This window comes from Paenibacillus sp. NEAU-GSW1 (genome assembly GCF_009737085.1).
Taxonomy (GTDB): domain Bacteria; phylum Bacillota; class Bacilli; order Paenibacillales; family Paenibacillaceae; genus Pristimantibacillus.
Map to the genome: position 1 here is coordinate 65,729 of NZ_WOVL01000025.1, position 16,314 is coordinate 82,042.

At 48.1% G+C, this 16,314-nt stretch carries 18 protein-coding genes; 1 reads left to right on the top strand and 17 read right to left on the bottom strand.

Annotated elements, in window-relative coordinates; all coding sequences use genetic code 11:
• Positions 1-7 precede the first annotated feature (7 nt).
• From groES to GOM71_RS18260, 11 genes are all read right to left on the bottom strand, one after another.
• Positions 8-289 carry a co-chaperone GroES gene (gene groES, locus GOM71_RS18210; protein WP_042170723.1) on the bottom strand — a complete coding sequence of 94 codons (282 nt, stop codon included), beginning with the start codon at positions 287-289 and terminating at the stop codon, positions 8-10.
• Positions 290-457: 168 nt separating this feature from the next.
• The gene (locus GOM71_RS18215) at positions 458-1,036 is read right to left on the bottom strand and encodes an outer membrane protein assembly factor BamD (RefSeq protein WP_156283627.1); all 579 of its coding nucleotides are present in this window, start codon (positions 1,034-1,036) and stop codon (positions 458-460) included.
• A gap of 129 nt (positions 1,037-1,165) precedes the next feature.
• Entirely contained in the window at positions 1,166-2,299 is a 1,134-nt protein-coding gene (locus GOM71_RS18220) for a glycoside hydrolase family 88 protein (RefSeq protein ID WP_156283629.1), read from the bottom strand.
• Positions 2,296-2,898, bottom strand: coding sequence for a TetR family transcriptional regulator (locus tag GOM71_RS18225; protein ID WP_156283631.1), 603 nt, complete (start codon positions 2,896-2,898; stop codon positions 2,296-2,298). The genes GOM71_RS18220 and GOM71_RS18225 overlap by 4 nt, the downstream gene beginning before the upstream one ends.
• A 37-nt stretch (positions 2,899-2,935) precedes the next feature.
• Positions 2,936-4,093 carry a YhgE/Pip domain-containing protein gene (locus tag GOM71_RS18230; protein ID WP_367649688.1) on the bottom strand — a complete coding sequence of 386 codons (1,158 nt, stop codon included), beginning with the start codon at positions 4,091-4,093 and terminating at the stop codon, positions 2,936-2,938.
• A gap of 113 nt (positions 4,094-4,206) precedes the next feature.
• Entirely contained in the window at positions 4,207-4,956 is a 750-nt protein-coding gene (tatC, locus tag GOM71_RS18235) for a twin-arginine translocase subunit TatC (protein WP_156283668.1), read from the bottom strand.
• 125 nt (positions 4,957-5,081) lie between these two features.
• Positions 5,082-5,315: a twin-arginine translocase TatA/TatE family subunit gene (locus GOM71_RS18240; RefSeq protein ID WP_156283634.1), complete on the bottom strand. Its 234-nt coding sequence runs from the start codon at positions 5,313-5,315 to the stop codon at positions 5,082-5,084.
• A 45-nt stretch (positions 5,316-5,360) separates the two neighbouring features.
• Positions 5,361-6,425 carry a molybdopterin-binding protein gene (locus tag GOM71_RS18245; protein ID WP_156283636.1) on the bottom strand — a complete coding sequence of 355 codons (1,065 nt, stop codon included), beginning with the start codon at positions 6,423-6,425 and terminating at the stop codon, positions 5,361-5,363.
• Positions 6,422-6,919, bottom strand: coding sequence for a MogA/MoaB family molybdenum cofactor biosynthesis protein (locus GOM71_RS18250; RefSeq protein WP_156283638.1), 498 nt, complete (start codon positions 6,917-6,919; stop codon positions 6,422-6,424). Before GOM71_RS18250 ends, GOM71_RS18245 begins: the two co-directional genes overlap by 4 nt.
• 45 nt (positions 6,920-6,964) lie before the next feature.
• Positions 6,965-7,444, bottom strand: a complete 480-nt coding sequence (gene moaC / locus GOM71_RS18255) for a cyclic pyranopterin monophosphate synthase MoaC (RefSeq protein WP_156283640.1) — start codon at positions 7,442-7,444, stop codon at positions 6,965-6,967.
• 41 nt (positions 7,445-7,485) lie between these two features.
• Positions 7,486-8,103, bottom strand: coding sequence for a 5-formyltetrahydrofolate cyclo-ligase (locus tag GOM71_RS18260; RefSeq protein WP_156283642.1), 618 nt, complete (start codon positions 8,101-8,103; stop codon positions 7,486-7,488).
• Between the two features lie 194 nt (positions 8,104-8,297).
• On the opposite strand from GOM71_RS18260, the gene GOM71_RS18265 reads away from it, so the two are divergent.
• Positions 8,298-10,232 carry an ABC-F family ATP-binding cassette domain-containing protein gene (locus tag GOM71_RS18265; RefSeq protein WP_156283644.1) on the top strand — a complete coding sequence of 645 codons (1,935 nt, stop codon included), beginning with the start codon at positions 8,298-8,300 and terminating at the stop codon, positions 10,230-10,232.
• Positions 10,233-10,505: 273 nt separating this feature from the next.
• Here the strand turns inward: GOM71_RS18265 and GOM71_RS18270 are convergent, their stop codons facing one another.
• From GOM71_RS18270 to GOM71_RS18295, 6 genes are all read right to left on the bottom strand, one after another.
• Entirely contained in the window at positions 10,506-11,156 is a 651-nt protein-coding gene (locus tag GOM71_RS18270; RefSeq protein ID WP_367649689.1) for a response regulator, read from the bottom strand.
• Positions 11,134-13,527 carry an ATP-binding protein gene (locus GOM71_RS18275; protein WP_156283646.1) on the bottom strand — a complete coding sequence of 798 codons (2,394 nt, stop codon included), beginning with the start codon at positions 13,525-13,527 and terminating at the stop codon, positions 11,134-11,136. Before GOM71_RS18275 ends, GOM71_RS18270 begins: the two co-directional genes overlap by 23 nt.
• Before the next feature lie 38 nt (positions 13,528-13,565).
• A complete protein-coding gene (locus tag GOM71_RS18280) occupies positions 13,566-13,727 on the bottom strand; it encodes a hypothetical protein (protein WP_156283648.1) in 162 nt (53 codons plus the stop codon).
• 99 nt (positions 13,728-13,826) lie between these two features.
• Positions 13,827-14,774 (bottom strand): polyprenyl synthetase family protein, encoded by a 948-nt coding sequence (locus GOM71_RS18285; protein ID WP_156283650.1) that lies wholly within the window; start codon positions 14,772-14,774, stop codon positions 13,827-13,829.
• Positions 14,775-14,804: 30 nt separating this feature from the next.
• Positions 14,805-15,029, bottom strand: coding sequence for a hypothetical protein (locus GOM71_RS18290; RefSeq protein ID WP_156283652.1), 225 nt, complete (start codon positions 15,027-15,029; stop codon positions 14,805-14,807).
• Between the two features lie 33 nt (positions 15,030-15,062).
• On the bottom strand, positions 15,063-15,791 hold the full coding sequence (locus GOM71_RS18295; protein WP_367649690.1) for an ABC transporter ATP-binding protein: 729 nt from the start codon (positions 15,789-15,791) through the stop codon (positions 15,063-15,065).
• Positions 15,792-16,314: the final 523 nt, after the last annotated feature.

Here is a 16,314-nt window from a genome sequence, read left to right on the forward strand (position 1 = left end):
ACGGGGCTTATCCAAAGATCGCGTGAATGTCGCTTTCCTTCATAATCAAATACTCTTTGCCTTCATATTTGATTTCTGTTCCCGCATATTTGGAGAAAAGAACGCGGTCGCCTTCTTTTACTTCAAGAGCAACACGAACGCCATCTTTCAACGTGCCGCTGCCAACAGCTACTACTTTGCCTTCTTGCGGTTTTTCTTTCGCCGAATCCGGCAGTACGATGCCGCTTGCAGTCGTCTCTTCTTTCGCGATCGGTTCGATCAGTACGCGTTCACCCAAAGGTTTGATCATTGAAAATAGCCTCCTTGAAAAAATTGTCGCATATTGTTTTTTATTAGCACTCGAATGCGTGAAGTGCTAACAACCATATTTATCATACTCATTTTTCATATCAATTTCAAGTGCTTCATGGATGTTTACCTGTTAACCTCGCACCTTACCCATTATTGCCAATCTTTTTTACGATTCATCCCCATGCACGGCGATCATTTTTTCAACCTTAAAGGAATGTTGGATTTGTTCTTCGCCCTTCTTTGTGTAAAAATCGGCAATGGCTGTGAATGCATACTCGCCTTCCGGCAACCCTTCGCCCTTGAGAAACTGCTCTATAAAAGCTTTGTTCACATCTTCTTCGCTATAAACCGCTTGCTTCACATAAGGAAATTCAAGCCACTCGCCCTTCTTCATTTCGGTTGTGAGGAGCGGCTGCTCCATTACATAACCAATATCGATACCGCGCGTCTTCTCTGATACGCCGATCGCTACCGCATGCATGGAATGATAGATAAGCTCCGACTGTTTGTCACCGTCATACTTTAGCATCGCTTTAATACCAAGCGCTTCCCCCGTTGCGTAAGACGATTTAATCGTTTCCAGTCTCAATACAAACTCGCCGTACCGTCCCTCACTATAATTCGTTGTCGCCTTCTCCGTTTCGTTATTGACTGGCAGTTGTTCGCCTCCATCGGGAACATTTTCCGCCCCGCTGCATCCAGCAAGCGCCATTACGAAAACGAATAGAAGGATTAGCTTCTTCATTCTGATCATCTCCTTGCATCTTTAGACGCAAGCCTCCCGCATATAGTTACAGGCTCGGTCCCATGCATCCATTACGGAGCATGAAAACGAGCCTGCGAATATTGTTATCGATTTATTATGATTCCCGTTCTACCAGAAAGACAAACGACTGCCCCTCAGCTTTGCTAATCCTTCAACAAAAAAGTAGTCGCCGTAAATAAGCGGCACGTCCACATTTTGCTGCGCCGGAAAGTGGCTCGTCCCATGCAGCACGAGTCCCTCTTCCGCTTCATCGTTCCAAGCGCCGTAATTCTCATACAGCGAGCGCAATATCCGTTCGCCTGCTTGACGATAGAGCTCTGCTTCAGGCGCAGGCACGGCTTCGGCAATCGCCAGCAAACCGCATGCCGCGCATGCTCCAGCCGATGAATCGCGATAAGGCGTCACAGCTTCAGGAATGCGGAAGTCCCATACAGGAACCGAATCCTCAGGCAAATTGGCAAAGAAGAAATGAGCCGCTCGTTTGGCAGCCTCCAGATAGCGAGCTTCGCCCGTATAACGATGGCTAAGCGCCATGCCATAAATGGCCCACGATGTGCCGCGCGACCATGCCGATTCCGGAGCATAACCTTGTCCCCCGTGCACCGTCAGCTTCTCGCCGGTTTCCGCATCGAACTCTACAATATGATTAATCGAACCGTCTGCCCGTACGAAATGCTCCAGCACCGTATCGGCGTGCGCCATCGCCAAATGCTTGTAACGCGGATCGCCAGTCGTCTCCGACGCCCAGTAAAGCAGCGGCAGATTCATCATGCAATCAATAATCGCAAGTCCTTCGTTGCGCTGTCCCTCGCCCCAAGGATTCCAAGCCCGGATATAGCGGCCCTTTACATTAAACCGCCCGCACAGCAAATTGGCCGCAAGCAGCGCCCGCCTGCGCGACTGCTCGTCGCCCAGCAGCTTATATCGCGCTACGCTTGTCAGCGTCCACATAAATCCGATATCGTGATCGAGCCGATCGTAGCCGATGATAACCTCATCCAGCTGACGCTCGCAATCCTCGGCTATTTCACGGTAACTATCGCTTTTTGATGCTTCATCGCCATAAAGAAGCCACAACAGCCCCGGCCAAAATCCCGCCGTCCACCAATGCGCTGCCTCCATGACATAGCTTCCTTCAACGCTCGCATGCGGAAATCGTGCGCCGATCCGCGCACTCGTTCTCGTCACCTTGCGGTGCACCTGCCCCCATGCCTCATCTGCCCAAACTCCGTTCTCTATCATCCTGCGTTTCCTCCTTCCTGAACTTGAAGCGCATTCATAATAAAAGTCGTATAATCCTCGATTAACTCCTGGACGGTTGGCCTCTCGCTGATCGCCGCACTCCAATAATCTTCCTGTCCCAAAAAAATGAGTATCCCGGTTATCGATATGAAGGTAGTGTCCAGCGAACGAAACCGAAAGACCCCCTGCTCTTTTCCCTTTTCGAGCCAATACCGCAGCATCCCCCACATCGGCATGATATACTTCTTGAGAATTTGCGTTCGTTGCGAGTTAAGCGTAATTTCCTGCTTAATGATACGAATGAGCTCTGGATCTCTGGTTCGAAATAGCGTCATTTCCCGGATAATGAGCTTGACGCCCTCCAACGGATCAAGATTGGGATCAACCGATGCAATCTCCTTATTAGGAAAAAAGTTTTCAAAAAGCGCGCAGAACAAATTTTCTTTCCCGCCAAAATGGTAGGAGACGAGCGCAACATTCGCGCTCGCCTCTTCGCAGATCTGCCTGACCCGTGTTCCATCAAAGCCTTGTTCGGCGAACAGCTTCTTGGCCGTCAGCAATATTCGCATTTTAATATCCATATTGTCCAAGCTGTTCATCCTTCTGCCCCCAAGGTTTGATTATTGGTCATCTCGTTCAGTTTTGGTTTGCCAAAGCCCCCGATAATTGTTGCGCCGCTTGGCGCTTTATCCCCACGGCCGCCGCGCTGATCACGCATGCAATTGCCGCGATCAATAGCAGTACCGAAACATCGCTGCCGATTCCTGGTCCGCCGAACAGAAGGTTCATTCCGCCTTCAACCGCATAGGTCGCCGGAAGCGCATTGCCAAGGCCTGTGAAAAAGTCCGACATCAGCTCGCGCGGCACAACTGCTCCCGAAGAAACAAGCTGAGCCGACAACAGCATAATGTTGAACAGCATGCCTGCGATGCCGAAAATATACAGAAACATTTGCGACACAAACATAAAAGTAACCAGAACGACAAATTGGAATAGCCATAGCTCCAAAAACCCTTGTTCGATTTGGCCGCCGAAAGCGACTAGGAGCGACGCCCCTACAAGCGATACGAACACGGCTGCCGCAACATTTATTATGCTCCTCGCGCCAAAACGTTGCCAGCGTCCGACACTTGCGCTTAGCGCCATCGCCGATTGCTCGAGATTCATTCCCATAATCATCGCGCCTACATAAGAAGCCAAAACAAGCATCATCGGCACCATTTGATTGTTCATGCCGTCAACCTTGTTCGAAGATTGAATGTTCGCTTCAACTCTTTCAGAGAGCGATGACGCCGCAGCTGCAGCCTGCTCAGCCGGAACATTCGCTCCGCTAAGAGCTGCTTGAACGCCTGCCGTAACTGCTTGGCTGTTGATTTCAGCCGTCACTTGATTCGCCACTGTGCTCATAATGCTTTTAATTAATGCCGGATTTGACTCATTAATAAAATATTGGACCGCCGCTTTGCTCTCAGGCGATGAAGCCTTCTGCGTAAAATCTGCCGGCAAATAGATGATCATCTGCAGCTCGCGTTCATTCAACAGCGTCTTCGCCTCATCTAAGCTCGATTGCTGCGACATCGCGAACGGCAAATTTTTCACAAGCCCTTCTGCGATCTGCTTGCCGGACTGCTGATCCTCATTCACGACAGCAATACGCAGCTGATCGGTACGATCTGTAACTCCATTATAGCCTGTCATCCAAATGACGGCGAAAATAATTTGAAACATTAAAGCCGTAACAATGCCGGTAATTGTCGTCGGACGTTTCATGAACGCTTGAATTGCTTTTCCCACAAGATCCACTCCTTTTTCTCTTTAAACGAACGTTTTAAACATACGTTTAAAACAACTGTTTAAAATATATCCGAATTACCAGCCTCTGTCAACAACAAAAAAACCGTCCAATTTCAAAGGACGGTTTCTTCATTATATTCCGCTTCTCGTTTCATATCCGCTTCAAGCTGCTTTTTAAATACGGCGCCGGATAAAAATACGCTGAACTCATAGAGCAGGATAAGCGGTATAGCGACGAGGACATCGGATATAAAATCCGGAGGCGTTACGAGCACGCCGATAAAAATCATTAGGAAATACGCAAACCGCCGCATTTTACGCAGACGAATCGGATTAAGCACGCGAATGGCCGTCAAAAACATAATGACTAGCGGAAGCTCGAACAAAAGTGAAATCGGAATTAGAATATTAAACATGAAGCTGAAATATTGCGTAATGCCGATCGTTTCCTCTAAATTCAAATTGGCGGCTACGCTCCTCGTAAAATGGAATGCGAGCGGAAATACGACAAAATACGAGAAAGCAAGGCCGACCAAAAACATAATTAGCGCAAACGGTATGTACTTCATCGTTGCCCGCTGCTCGTTCACGAGCAAAGCCGGCTTTACAAACGCCCACAGCTGATAGGCAGCAAAAGGAATCGCCAGTATAAGCGCAATAACAAACGCGAATTTCATATAAATGCCGATGCCGTCCCACAATGAGAAAGCATGCAGCGGCAAGCCGTTCGCAGGCTCCTGCTGCATCAAGAAATTATAGGCCGGCTTTGCAATGACAAGCCCTATAATCATGCCAAGTACGATGATGATGAGCATATATATAATTCGTTTGCGCAGCTCGCCAAGATGCTCGAGCAAAGGCATCAGCCCTTCATCCTTCAGCCGAGCTCTGTCGAAGGACGCTTCTGCCGAATCGCGCTCGTTTTGTCCCACAGATATAGTCTCCTTTAAGGTCAAATGATCCCTAATAGTTAAAAAAGCGGGCCCGGTTAGTCCGGAAGCCGCTTATTGTTCGAATCGTTGACGTCCGCTTGGATGACGTCGATTCTTTTGGTATCCTTGTTTTTATTGTCATCGTCGCCCATAATGTCCTTCGCGCCCGCTTTAAATTCTTTCAGCGTACGACCGAAAGCGCGGCCAAGCTCAGGAAGCTTGTTTGGACCGAAAAGCAGCAAAGCGACAAGCACGAGCAGAATAATGCCCGTAGTACCAATACCTGACATATTCATTTCCCCCTCATAAAATATAATTCCTATAATTCAATCTCACTACGTAAGCAAACCGCCATACCCCATGCCGACAATATCGTCTTTCACAATAGGTTGACCGGCAAGAATGCGCGGCAGCAAAGCGTCAAATGATGTATATGGATCATGCATGACACAACCGGGCAAGCCCATAATCGGCACTTCGCCTATGTAACCCATCAACAGCATGGATCCGGGCAGCATCGGTGTCCCGTAGCTGACAATTGTCGCTCCCGACGCTTTAATCGCACCCGGAGTCCGATCGTCAGGATCGACCGACATCCCGCCTGTTACGAGTATCATATCATATTGCCGCTCAAGCAAGTAGTGTATTTCATTGACAATTGTTTGACGGTCGTCCGGGGCAAAACGCTGCTCGGCAATTTCGGAGCCAAACGCCTCTACTTTGCTCCTTACGGCAGGGCCAAACTTATCTTCGATACGTCCGCTGAACACTTCGCCGCCTGTTGTCAGCAAACCGATGCGCAGCTTGCGGAACGGCTCTACGCGAAGCGGCGAAAGCCCTCCGTTGGCGGTGCGATATTCATTGGCCAGTTTCTCTACCGCTTCTACCTTCTTCTTGTCGACAATAAGCGGTATAACCCTAGTTGCCGCTATCGATTTGCCGGCTTGCAGCACCGCATTTGTCTTGACGGTGGCGAGAGCAACTTCGCCAATATCGTTGATCGCTCGCACAACGGCCTCGTCAACATGCGCCAAGCCCAGCAGCTCCGACTTCAAATTGACCTTACCTTCATGCGGTTCGGTCAGCTTCAAACCGGAGCCGGCCAGCGCCTTTGCCATACGCTCGGCGGCATCGTCCTCATGCAGTTCATTTTCCCCAAGCTGCATCACGTAAATATGCTCTTTGCCGATATCGAGCAAAAGAGGGATGTCCGCCTCAGTCACGATATGCCCTTTTTGAAACAGCCGGCCTTTAAATTGCCCCGGCAATATTTGCGTCAAATCATGGGCCAGCCGCAAGCCGATTGCGTCCTTCGCTTTTACTTCGCGCAGCACGGTGCCGCCTACTCGATGCACCGCACCTTCGATCGCTTCAAACGCTTCATTGTTCTCATTGCTCATTCGTTGTGTTCCCCATATCTTCCGGATACGATATCAAGGGCATGGGGCAGCTGGTCCATGATCGCCATCAATCCCTCATGCACCCCTTTCGGGCTGCCAGGAAGGTTAATGATTAACGTTTGTCCGCGAATGCCGCATACGCCTCGCGACAGCATCGCTCTGCGAGTCTTCTGCAGCGCGCCGATTCGCATCGCTTCAGCGATACCCGGAACGAGTCGATCGACAACCTTCAGCGTCGCTTCGGGCGTAACATCCCTTGCCGCCAATCCCGTTCCTCCAGTCGTCAGCACTAAATCAGCCTGGTAATATTCCGTCATTTCAATAATTGCGGCCATAATTTCATCCTGCTCGTCCGGAACGATCCGGTAATCGACAACTTCCCCGCAGAGCTCCTCTTCCACAAGCTCGCGGATTACTTGCGCGCTCGTATCCTCGCGCTCCCCGCGCGATCCTTTGTCGCTTGCAGTCAATATCGCAACTTTCCACTGAACCATATTCATTCCTCCCATCCCCGGTTCTTTCTTGTATCTAGCCGAGCATTATTGCCCGTTTCCAGCTTGGTAATCGCCGTTTTTTCCGCCTGTTTTTGAAATCAGGTAAGTCGGGCCGATGATCATATCCTTTTGCAGCGCCTTACACATATCGTACACTGTAAGCGCAGCAGCGGAGACTGCTGTTAATGCCTCCATCTCGACTCCCGTTTTGCCGGTTGTTTTTACAGTTGCTTCTATATAAAGCTCGTCCGTACCGTTATCGTCAAACCGGACGTCGATGCCCGTTAACGGAAGCGGATGGCACATTGGAATCCAATCCGACGTTTTTTTGGCCGCCATTATAGCTGCAACTTGCGATACAGCAAGCACATCCCCCTTGCCAATCTTCCCTTCCTTAATCCGCACAAGCGTCTCCGCATGCATCGTTACCTTCGAACGGGCGACAGCGGTGCGCGACGTAATCTCCTTGTCGCTTACATCGACCATTTTCGCCCTGCCCTGCTCATTGAAATGCGTCAGTTCCATAACTGTCCCCTCCTTGCTGTTATTTGCTTCCATTCATCATGTTAAAAGAAGAGTAGTCCATTCTCTGTCAGCAAGCCGTCCATACGCTTATCGTGGCTTTGCATCGGCAGTTCTTCGCCCGCTATCTGCGACTCAAACGCAGCGCCGATCCAAATAGCGCGGCTGGCGACTTCCATTTGCTCCACACGCTCAGCGAAGCGATCATAGTAGCCTCCGCCATAGCCCAGCCGTCCGCCGGAAAGGTCAAATGCTGCACCCGGCACAATAATAATATTCGGCCATTGATCCGCCGGAAGGGCCGTCGATACTTTAGGATCAGGCTCCATAATACCGTATGAGCCGCTGACTAACTCGTCCCAGCTCTTAATGCGATGCAGCGTCATGGAACGGTCAGTTACCTCGCATTTTGGCATAATGACGTCCACTCCGCTTTGCCAAGCCCATTCGACAAACGGTGCCAAATCCAGCTCCGAGCGAAAAGAAGCATACCCCATTACCTGCGAAGCACCCTGTTCAATCAGCCATTGCGATAAATGGCCGCAGGCCGCAGCCGAATATTGTTCTCGCATTTGCGGATTGATTGCGTCTCTAGCCTCTAGCAGCGATTGGCGAAGCTGCTTTTTGTCGACGCCTGCTGCTGGCCGAACCGGCTCGTTCATCGTCCTTCAGCCTTTCCATTCTATCCATTTCGTTACTTGTAGTTTACCATTGTTATGCAACTTTCGCCAATGGCTGTGTCGGTTTGTGGTAATATAGTATGGAACGGCAAGCTTGCTCGCATCTTGCCATTATATTCCTGAAACGCGCTGGCTAATCGCGCACAATACGGAAATTTTGTCGGAGGTATTTTTGTATGCTGCTTCAAGTATCTAATATTAGCAAAAGCTATGGCATCGACGTCATATTATCCAATATATCACTGCAGGTGCTCGAACGAGAGCGGGTCGGTCTTGTCGGCGTAAACGGCGCAGGCAAATCAACGCTGCTCAAAATTATTGCAGGAGAGCTGTCCTACGATTCAGGCGCTATCCATAAAGCGAAAGAAACCCGTATCGGCTATTTGGCACAAAACAGCGGACTCCAGTCCGAACGCACCATAATTGAAGAAATGCGCGCAGTCTTCGCTCACTTGCTCGATGCAGAGCAAGAGCTTCGCGACTTGGAACAGCAAATCGCTGATCCTGAGCTGCATAATCAGCCAAAGCGTTACGAGGAAGTGCTTGAGCGTTACGCCAAACGCTCCGATTGGTTCCGCGAGCAAGGCGGCTTCGAAATCAATACTCGCATTAACAGCGTTTTGCACGGCATGGGCTTTGGCAGCTTCTCGCACGACACTGTCGTTTCGACACTTAGCGGCGGTCAGAAAACCCGTCTTGCGCTCGCTCGTATTTTGCTGCAATCGCCTGATTTGCTTATGCTTGACGAGCCTACCAACTATTTGGACATTCCGACGCTAACTTGGCTGGAAGGCTACTTGCGCGGCTATTCCGGGGCTATTCTCGTCGTCTCTCATGACCGCTATTTCCTCGACGCGCTGGCTACGACCATTATCGAAATCGAGCGCCATGTCGCTAAACGATACACTGGCAATTACAGCCGCTATATCGATCTGAAAGCTGCCGAGTATGAATCGGAAATAAAGCAATACGAGAAACAGCAGGACGAGATTGCAAAAATGGAGCAGTTTATTCAGCGCAACATCGTTCGCGCCTCCACGACCAAACGTGCCCAATCCCGCCGCAAAGCATTGGAGCGGATGGATGTACTCGACAAACCGCTTGGCGATTTGAAGAGAGCCAGCTTTTCTTTCCAAATCGAACGGCAGACGGGCAAAGATGTGCTGGATGTTGCCGATCTCTCCGTCAAATTCGAGCCGAGCAGCGAGAAAACGCTGTTCCGCAACGTTTCCTTCCAAATATCTCGCGGTGAGATGATTGCGCTGATCGGGCCGAACGGAATCGGCAAGTCGACGCTGCTCAAAGTGCTTGTCGACCAGCGAAAGCCAACTGCCGGCACAGTACGTTGGGGTTCCAACGTCAAGCTTGGCTACTATGACCAAGAACAGACTGGATTAAATCCGGCGAATACCGTACTTGAGGAAGTGTGGAGCGAGTATCCTCATATGGAGGAAGCGCGGATTCGCACGGTGCTTGGCAGCTTCCTGTTTAGCGGCGAGGATGTGAAGAAACGAATTTCCTCGCTTAGCGGCGGCGAGAAAGCGCGTGTTTCGCTCGCAAAGTTGATGCTGCTTCAAGCCAATGTTCTGATCCTTGACGAACCGACCAACCATTTGGACTTGTTTAGCAAAGAGGTGCTGGAATCGGCGCTGCTTGATTATGACGGAACACTGCTATTCATTTCCCATGACCGGTACTTTTTAAATAAAATGGCCGAACGTATCGTTGAATTGACGCCAAACGGCACCGAGCATTTCCTAGGAAATTATGACGAAATGTTGGAGAAGAAAAGTCTGCTCGAAGAAGTCCGTAACGAAGCTGCAGCAAAGCAAGCCGCTATTGCGAGCAAGCAGCCCGCAGCCGAAGCGACATCTTCCTATGAATCGGATAAGCAAGCCAAACGAGACGAACGAGCAAAACTCCGCAAGCTAGAGCAGACCGAGCAAACGATAAGTAAGCTCGAGGAACAGATTGCAGAGCTTGAAGTCCAGTTAACGGACCCCGCCGTTTTCAACGACTATATGCGTATTCAAGAAATTCAAGCGCAGATCGATGCGCACCGAGCATCATTAACTGCCGCTTACGAAGAATGGGAGCAGCTAAGTGAATAGAAAATGATTTGAAACCGGAGGTTCGCGGCCAGCGAATCTCCCTTTTCTTTGTTATTAACCCCCTTTCAAAAAAAAGATGCTTACGCCATGATGAGGGGCGTAAGCATTGAGAGGGAAACCATTGTTAGGGTAAAACTGGTGTTGCAAGTCATACAAGTATTGCTGATGTTGCATGTATCACGGGATATAAAAACCGGCGATAAATAAGCCGCCTATCCCGATTAGAATGTCAGCCGATCTGTATGAACAGACGGATGAACGAATTCTCGCGTGTTAAAATTGCTCCATCCGGATAAGCCCCAGTCGTTTCGCTTCTACGATCGCTTCGGATCGTGAACGTACGCTTAGCTTTTCAAATATACGAGTCAAATTGTATTCCACAGTTCGTTGACTCATATGAAGCTTCGCAGCAATATCCTTATTGCTGTTGCCATTTGCAACTTCTTGCAATATATCTTGATCGCGTTCGTTAATCGAAATTTCTTCAATTGCCTTTTCTGCGCGCGTAATTTTAACTTCATTGCGGCGCAGCTGCTTCAATAGTGTAATCGGAATAACCGCTTCGTCGCGCATCGCGCATCGAATCGTATTGTGAAGCTGCTCTCGCGACACTGTCTTCGAAATAAAGCCCGAGACGCCGCATTCGATAAGCAAGTTATAATGAGTGCTAATTTCGTAGCCGGTATAGATTAGCACCCTTCGGTCCGGATCCTGGGAGATTAGACGTTTGGTCAGCTCCAGCCCGCTTATGCCCGGCATGTTCAAATCGCATAAAATAATGTCGAATGGCTCGCTATTAACGACTTCGAGCGCTTCCATCGCCGATAGCACGACGGTTACTTTCATTTCTGAATCTTGTTCAATCATCGTCTTCGTACCTTCGCCTACCGAAGGATGATCATCAACCAATAAGATACGAATCACGCATTAAACCCCTTTCCGACCTGCCTGTCGTAATTGTTTCAGGCAAACTAATTACGACTTCAAGACCGTTGCCGAGCTTCGATCGGAATGAAATTTCTCCTTCAAGACTTGTGACTCTCTCTTTGATGCCGGATAATCCCATGTGTTCAAACGAAGCTTTCATATAATCAACATCCATCCCCTTACCGTCATCCACATAGCGGAAATAGATTTCATCCTTCCGCTGTTCAAGCTCGAGCGTAACCAGATTCGCTTGCGCATGCTTAGCGGCATTTCGCAGCAATTCTTGCACGATACGGTAAATCGCCGTTATTTGCTCCTCATTAAGCTCTCTGTGGAACATCTTCGGACGGAAATCGATCGCGAAATTATCGCGCATTTGCGAATGCTCTACAATCGATTCTACCGCTTCAACTACGCCCATTTCTTTCAGTAGCGGCGGACGCAGCTCGTTGCACGTTTCACGAATTTGATGAATAACGTCAAGCAAACCTTCTTTTATATCTTCCAGCTCTTGTCCAAGCTTGTCCGAGAGCGGATGATCCATAATTAGCGATTCCAGCTTGCGATACCATAGCAATTGGTCTTGCAGCGCAGAATCATGCAAATCGGCTGCCAGCTTGCGGCGTTCGTTCTCCGACAGGCAGAACAACAGCCTCAATACCCAAGGCGATGTCGTTTGTTCTTTCTGAACCTCCGACTCCAAGTCCTCGATAAGCCCTTCTATTAAGTACAAGTTTTCAAAAACAATGCTGGCATAATTCGCCATCGTCTTTAACCAACGAAGCTCGTCCGAGTTAAAGCGCGTATGATTCGTTTTTGAACCGATCCAGACGATATGATATTTGGAACGCTGGCGTCCCATTACAAGTCCGAGACCATGAGGAAGCTCGACCATCTCGCCTACCTTCAACGTTTCAGACACTTGCAGCAAAAAGATTGCCGTTCCTTGCTCTTCTGCCGTCTCCCCAATTGGTTTGACGACGGCTTCCGCTTGATCAACGAGCAAAAAGTCGATTCGATTAACAGGAAGCAGCTCATTTAATTCTTGTTTCAAAACCTCTTCCAAATCGGCTCGTTTCATAACTCTCGCAATTTTGCGCGAGAAACGATCCAGACTATCCTGATAGCTGTACATCGATTTGAACAGCTTAGGACGGAATTTATGGTCAATCTGTTCCTTCACGTAGAGAAACAAGGTAATGCCGATATAAACAATCGTAAAGATTTGAAACATCATAATCCAGGAAATACTGGACTGGCTTTTCATAATCGCCGTTAATACGAACGTGATTATTATCGCCGGAATGATTGCTAACGACGTGTAATATCTGAAGCGTGACAGAATAAAATCAATGTCGAACAATTGATTCGAAGTCAGCAAATAGAAATAAACGACCGGCAGTACAAAGAGGAAGGGCGCTGTGAAAGCAGCCGGCAATATTTGCGAATATCCGAAAAACAAAGGCAGCACATTCATAACCGTAAACGGAGTAAACGCCACGATATGAGAGGTGAGCGTAATTTTGAACAACGAATTCAGCTTGGTGTTTCTGTAAAACAAATATTTCTTAATTAACAGAACAATGCATAAGAAATTGCCCACAAGCAAAGTACCGTAATAAATCATGCGAATAAATAAAAAGATTTTACCTGGAATAAGATCAGTCCAAACATAAATCAAACAGCCTAATTGAACGATTCCCGAGATGCCAAACAGCCCAATCATCCAGGATTTGCTAATAAAATCGACATCATATCTTTTAAGATAGCTGTTCATGAACAACAAGAAAAGAGACGGTATGAAAGGAAGCGCTACATACATAATCGAGTAGCCTACCAAATCGCTCCTATATGACGCTGCAGATGAATAATAGCTCAAGCCGATAATGACAAAGAACAGCATAAGCATTAAAGCGGCGCGATCATCTTTGCGTTTGCGGTATAAAAAGGTAGAAAGTCCCGTGAACAATACGAGTGAAATCAATGGCAAATATAACTGTATGAGCAATTCCGAAGCCGAATGTTCTCCGTTCCAGCCTTTACTGAATGAGACCAGCGCCGGCGTGCCGTCATTATGCATAACTAATACGGTCTGCGCCTTTTCGACGGAGAAAAATTTGTTCAAATAGTGGTATTCGTCAGCGGCTTTGCCGTTCACTTCTACAATTTCATCGCCGATCGCAATTCCTTTGACAATTGCTTGTCCCGCAGGTTCAATCGCTTCGACAAAGTATTTCCCGCCATTCTCGCGGACTTCTAATCCGATAAACGGCTCCCTGATAATTGTCAGGGTTAAGTAAAGCAACACGGCCGATAGGATGAGCAGGAAGAGAGAAGTTACTATGCCTTTGATATGTATGTTCCTCATGCTTCTCCTCCTGCATCGAACCTAAGTTATTCTGGGGATTACGCCCAGAATGCCATTTGATAATTGTCTTTCTTCTCTTGTTGATTCTTAAGCGCATCTTGGAGTGCGTTGTGCTGCGACGCGGATACACCTGCCAATTGAGGCTGCGCGTTCAATACAAAACCATTACCTGCCAACGTACGGATAGCTTCTTTTAACATATTAACTCCTCCTGCTATATTAGAATCAATTACTGATTCTAATATAGCAGGATTTGTTTCGACAGCAAACGCTAATCTAGTTCGTATTTACCGCAATGGTCATTGCGGTGTTTCGACCTGATTCGTTCTTCCTGCTACAAGCCGCAATATATCGTCCGAACGTCTTGCTGCTTCGGGTACCCCCGCCAACAGCTCCATGAATCGATTAAAATGAAGATTGAACAAAGCGGCTCCATACAGCATCGCGCCGGATCTTTCGCAGAGCTCGCTAAAGTCATTCTCCCTGCCCTCAATGCTGGACGCAGGCAAGCGTCCCTCGTAATAATCGGCGACCCATCGATCCTTCTCTCCTAGGTCTTCTAGCAAATAAAGCGTAAGCGCCGTTTTTTTTCGTTGCAAGAAATCACTCTTCTCATCCCAACGGAGCAGGTCTCGTCTATCATTTTCAATTTGAGCCGCAATGCCCAGCTCAAGCGCATACTCCGCAACGCCGGCATGCCAAGATCTTCCCGACAGCATGACTCCCGTCATGCATGCAAGCACGAGAAGCGCCGCAGATTTCTTTTTAACTACATCAAAATAGGACTCTTCATCTATTACCGCGTCGAGAATATCTGCCATTTGTCCGTTTGCGGCAGTCAGCAGCTGCCTGTTCATCATTTCCATCGTGCGCAGGACAATTGCCGGCTCTTCCCCGCATGCTGCGATCGCCTGCTGCGACAGCGTCATAAATGATGCTGCCAAATGCAGAGCTACAGGTAAAGGCGCCCGGGACCAAGGCTGCTGAGGCGCATCCTGATCCTGGAGATCGTCTAATATATCCGAAGCAAGAACGAACAGCTCGATCGACGATGCCGCTAGATAGACGGCTTTGCCCTTCCCGCCAAACATATCATAATGGAGCACGGTCAGCGGTCCGAACTTCATTGGTTCCGTAAACTTATGCTCAATGAAGCAATTGGCATATTCGAGCATGCTTCCGTCAGTCAAATACGTCGTCGCTAGCGACCGCATTTCTTGCTTAATAAGAGATACATGATCTTCCACGGATCGTCCTCCGTCTTCTAAATAATGACTTCATTCTACACGATGGAAGAAAATGCCGGCAACCGCTTGTCTAATTTTAAACTTAATTCCCTCCCTTTGCAGAAACGATTCCTTATTATTTTCCTTCACGATTTGCTGTTCCGCACTCGCCTCCTCATTCAATTTATCAAACAATGCCGCAAGCATCGCCATTCGTTTCTCAATGACTTCGCTGCGGTTAGTCGGCGGACTTTTGGTGTCAGTTCCTTGATCCATATTCAGAAGCCCTCCTCCAGGTTTTGGAAGCCCTTACACCTCTGCATATGCAAAATGTACGTAAACGGCCTCCATCGTCAAACCTCCTGCAGGGATTTGCGATATCAATTTGCTCGGCGTATCGCATTTCACAACGCTGCCCTTGCGCAATACAGCAATTCGGTCGCAGTTTCGCTGCATTTCTCCCATATCATGAGAAGACATCACAATCGTTCTGCCTTGACGTTTCAATTCCAATACCAGCGACCAATAATCGGTTCTCGCTTGTCTGTCGAGTCCTGTCGTAGGCTCATCCAGAAAAACAATTTTCGGATCATTTACAAGAGCGATCGCAAGCGCGGTTCGCTGCTGCCATCCTCCGGATAAACGTTTAACTGCTTTATTTACATAAGGCTCTAAACCAAACTGATGGATAAGAACGTCCAAATCCATTTTCCTGGTGTAAAAAGACTGAAACATCTCCAAAGCTTCGCGCACAGTCAACTTGTCCACCAATGAAGTGCTGTGCAAATAGATGCCGATATATTCCTTCAGTCTCTCCGCTTCCATTATGGCATCTACGCCTAACACATCAATCCGTCCATTGTCGGGCTTTCGGAGACCCATTAACATTTCCAGCAGCGTCGTTTTGCCTGCTCCGTTAGTCCCGATAATCCCGAACATCTCACCCTCATTAACTTGAAAGGACACCTGCTCGACCGCTTTATTGCTGCCGTAGCTCTTGCTCACCGAGCTTACTTGAATGACCGTCTGCTTTCCCACTGTAGTACCCTCCATTCAACAGATTTAGTGCCCGTCGCTTCTAGTAACTCTACCATAACCGATCATTCAGATCGTTGCACCGAAAACTTGTATGCAAGTTCACGCAATTGATTTGCGGTGCCGCAAGTCTTTTGAAAAAATGTCCCTGTTGTCCACAGGTTTATCCACATAAGCGCGTAAATTGTTAGTTAATTCTGTATATATCGACATCAATAAACAAAGGAATTGTAAAGCTTAATGTCGCTAATTATTGGAAATCGACGTTATCACTCCATAATTATTCACTTTATACACATTATCCACAGTCGCCTGTGAAAAAACTATTCACTTTTCACACACATTTTTATTCACAGAAAAGAACGCGGCAGACAGCCATTTTTTTGTAGTTATCCCCAAAACAAAACCTCCATGGTTTTAGAACCGCAGCCCCCACATGAAAAGTTAATCATGTTGAGGTTAGCGGTTCTTTTGCTTTTCCATACTGGTAAGGAACGTAATTGGAATAAATACGCAGCTTTTTATG

What these genes read in the sequence shown, in the direction of transcription:
- groES (WP_042170723.1), bottom strand. Translation starts at nt 289, where the DNA reads ATGATCAAACCTTTGGGTGAACGCGTACTGATCGAACCGATCGCGAAA.
- GOM71_RS18215 (WP_156283627.1), bottom strand. Translation starts at nt 1,036, where the DNA reads ATGAAGAAGCTAATCCTTCTATTCGTTTTCGTAATGGCGCTTGCTGGA.
- GOM71_RS18220 (WP_156283629.1), bottom strand. Translation starts at nt 2,299, where the DNA reads ATGATAGAGAACGGAGTTTGGGCAGATGAGGCATGGGGGCAGGTGCAC.
- GOM71_RS18225 (WP_156283631.1), bottom strand. Translation starts at nt 2,898, where the DNA reads ATGAACAGCTTGGACAATATGGATATTAAAATGCGAATATTGCTGACG.
- tatC (WP_156283668.1), bottom strand. Translation starts at nt 4,956, where the DNA reads ATGCCTTTGCTCGAGCATCTTGGCGAGCTGCGCAAACGAATTATATAT.
- GOM71_RS18240 (WP_156283634.1), bottom strand. Translation starts at nt 5,315, where the DNA reads ATGTCAGGTATTGGTACTACGGGCATTATTCTGCTCGTGCTTGTCGCT.
- GOM71_RS18245 (WP_156283636.1), bottom strand. Translation starts at nt 6,425, where the DNA reads ATGAGCAATGAGAACAATGAAGCGTTTGAAGCGATCGAAGGTGCGGTG.
- GOM71_RS18250 (WP_156283638.1), bottom strand. Translation starts at nt 6,919, where the DNA reads ATGGTTCAGTGGAAAGTTGCGATATTGACTGCAAGCGACAAAGGATCG.
- moaC (WP_156283640.1), bottom strand. Translation starts at nt 7,444, where the DNA reads ATGGAACTGACGCATTTCAATGAGCAGGGCAGGGCGAAAATGGTCGAT.
- GOM71_RS18260 (WP_156283642.1), bottom strand. Translation starts at nt 8,103, where the DNA reads ATGAACGAGCCGGTTCGGCCAGCAGCAGGCGTCGACAAAAAGCAGCTT.
- GOM71_RS18265 (WP_156283644.1), top strand. Translation starts at nt 8,298, where the DNA reads ATGCTGCTTCAAGTATCTAATATTAGCAAAAGCTATGGCATCGACGTC.
- GOM71_RS18275 (WP_156283646.1), bottom strand. Translation starts at nt 13,527, where the DNA reads ATGAGGAACATACATATCAAAGGCATAGTAACTTCTCTCTTCCTGCTC.
- GOM71_RS18280 (WP_156283648.1), bottom strand. Translation starts at nt 13,727, where the DNA reads ATGTTAAAAGAAGCTATCCGTACGTTGGCAGGTAATGGTTTTGTATTG.
- GOM71_RS18290 (WP_156283652.1), bottom strand. Translation starts at nt 15,029, where the DNA reads ATGGATCAAGGAACTGACACCAAAAGTCCGCCGACTAACCGCAGCGAA.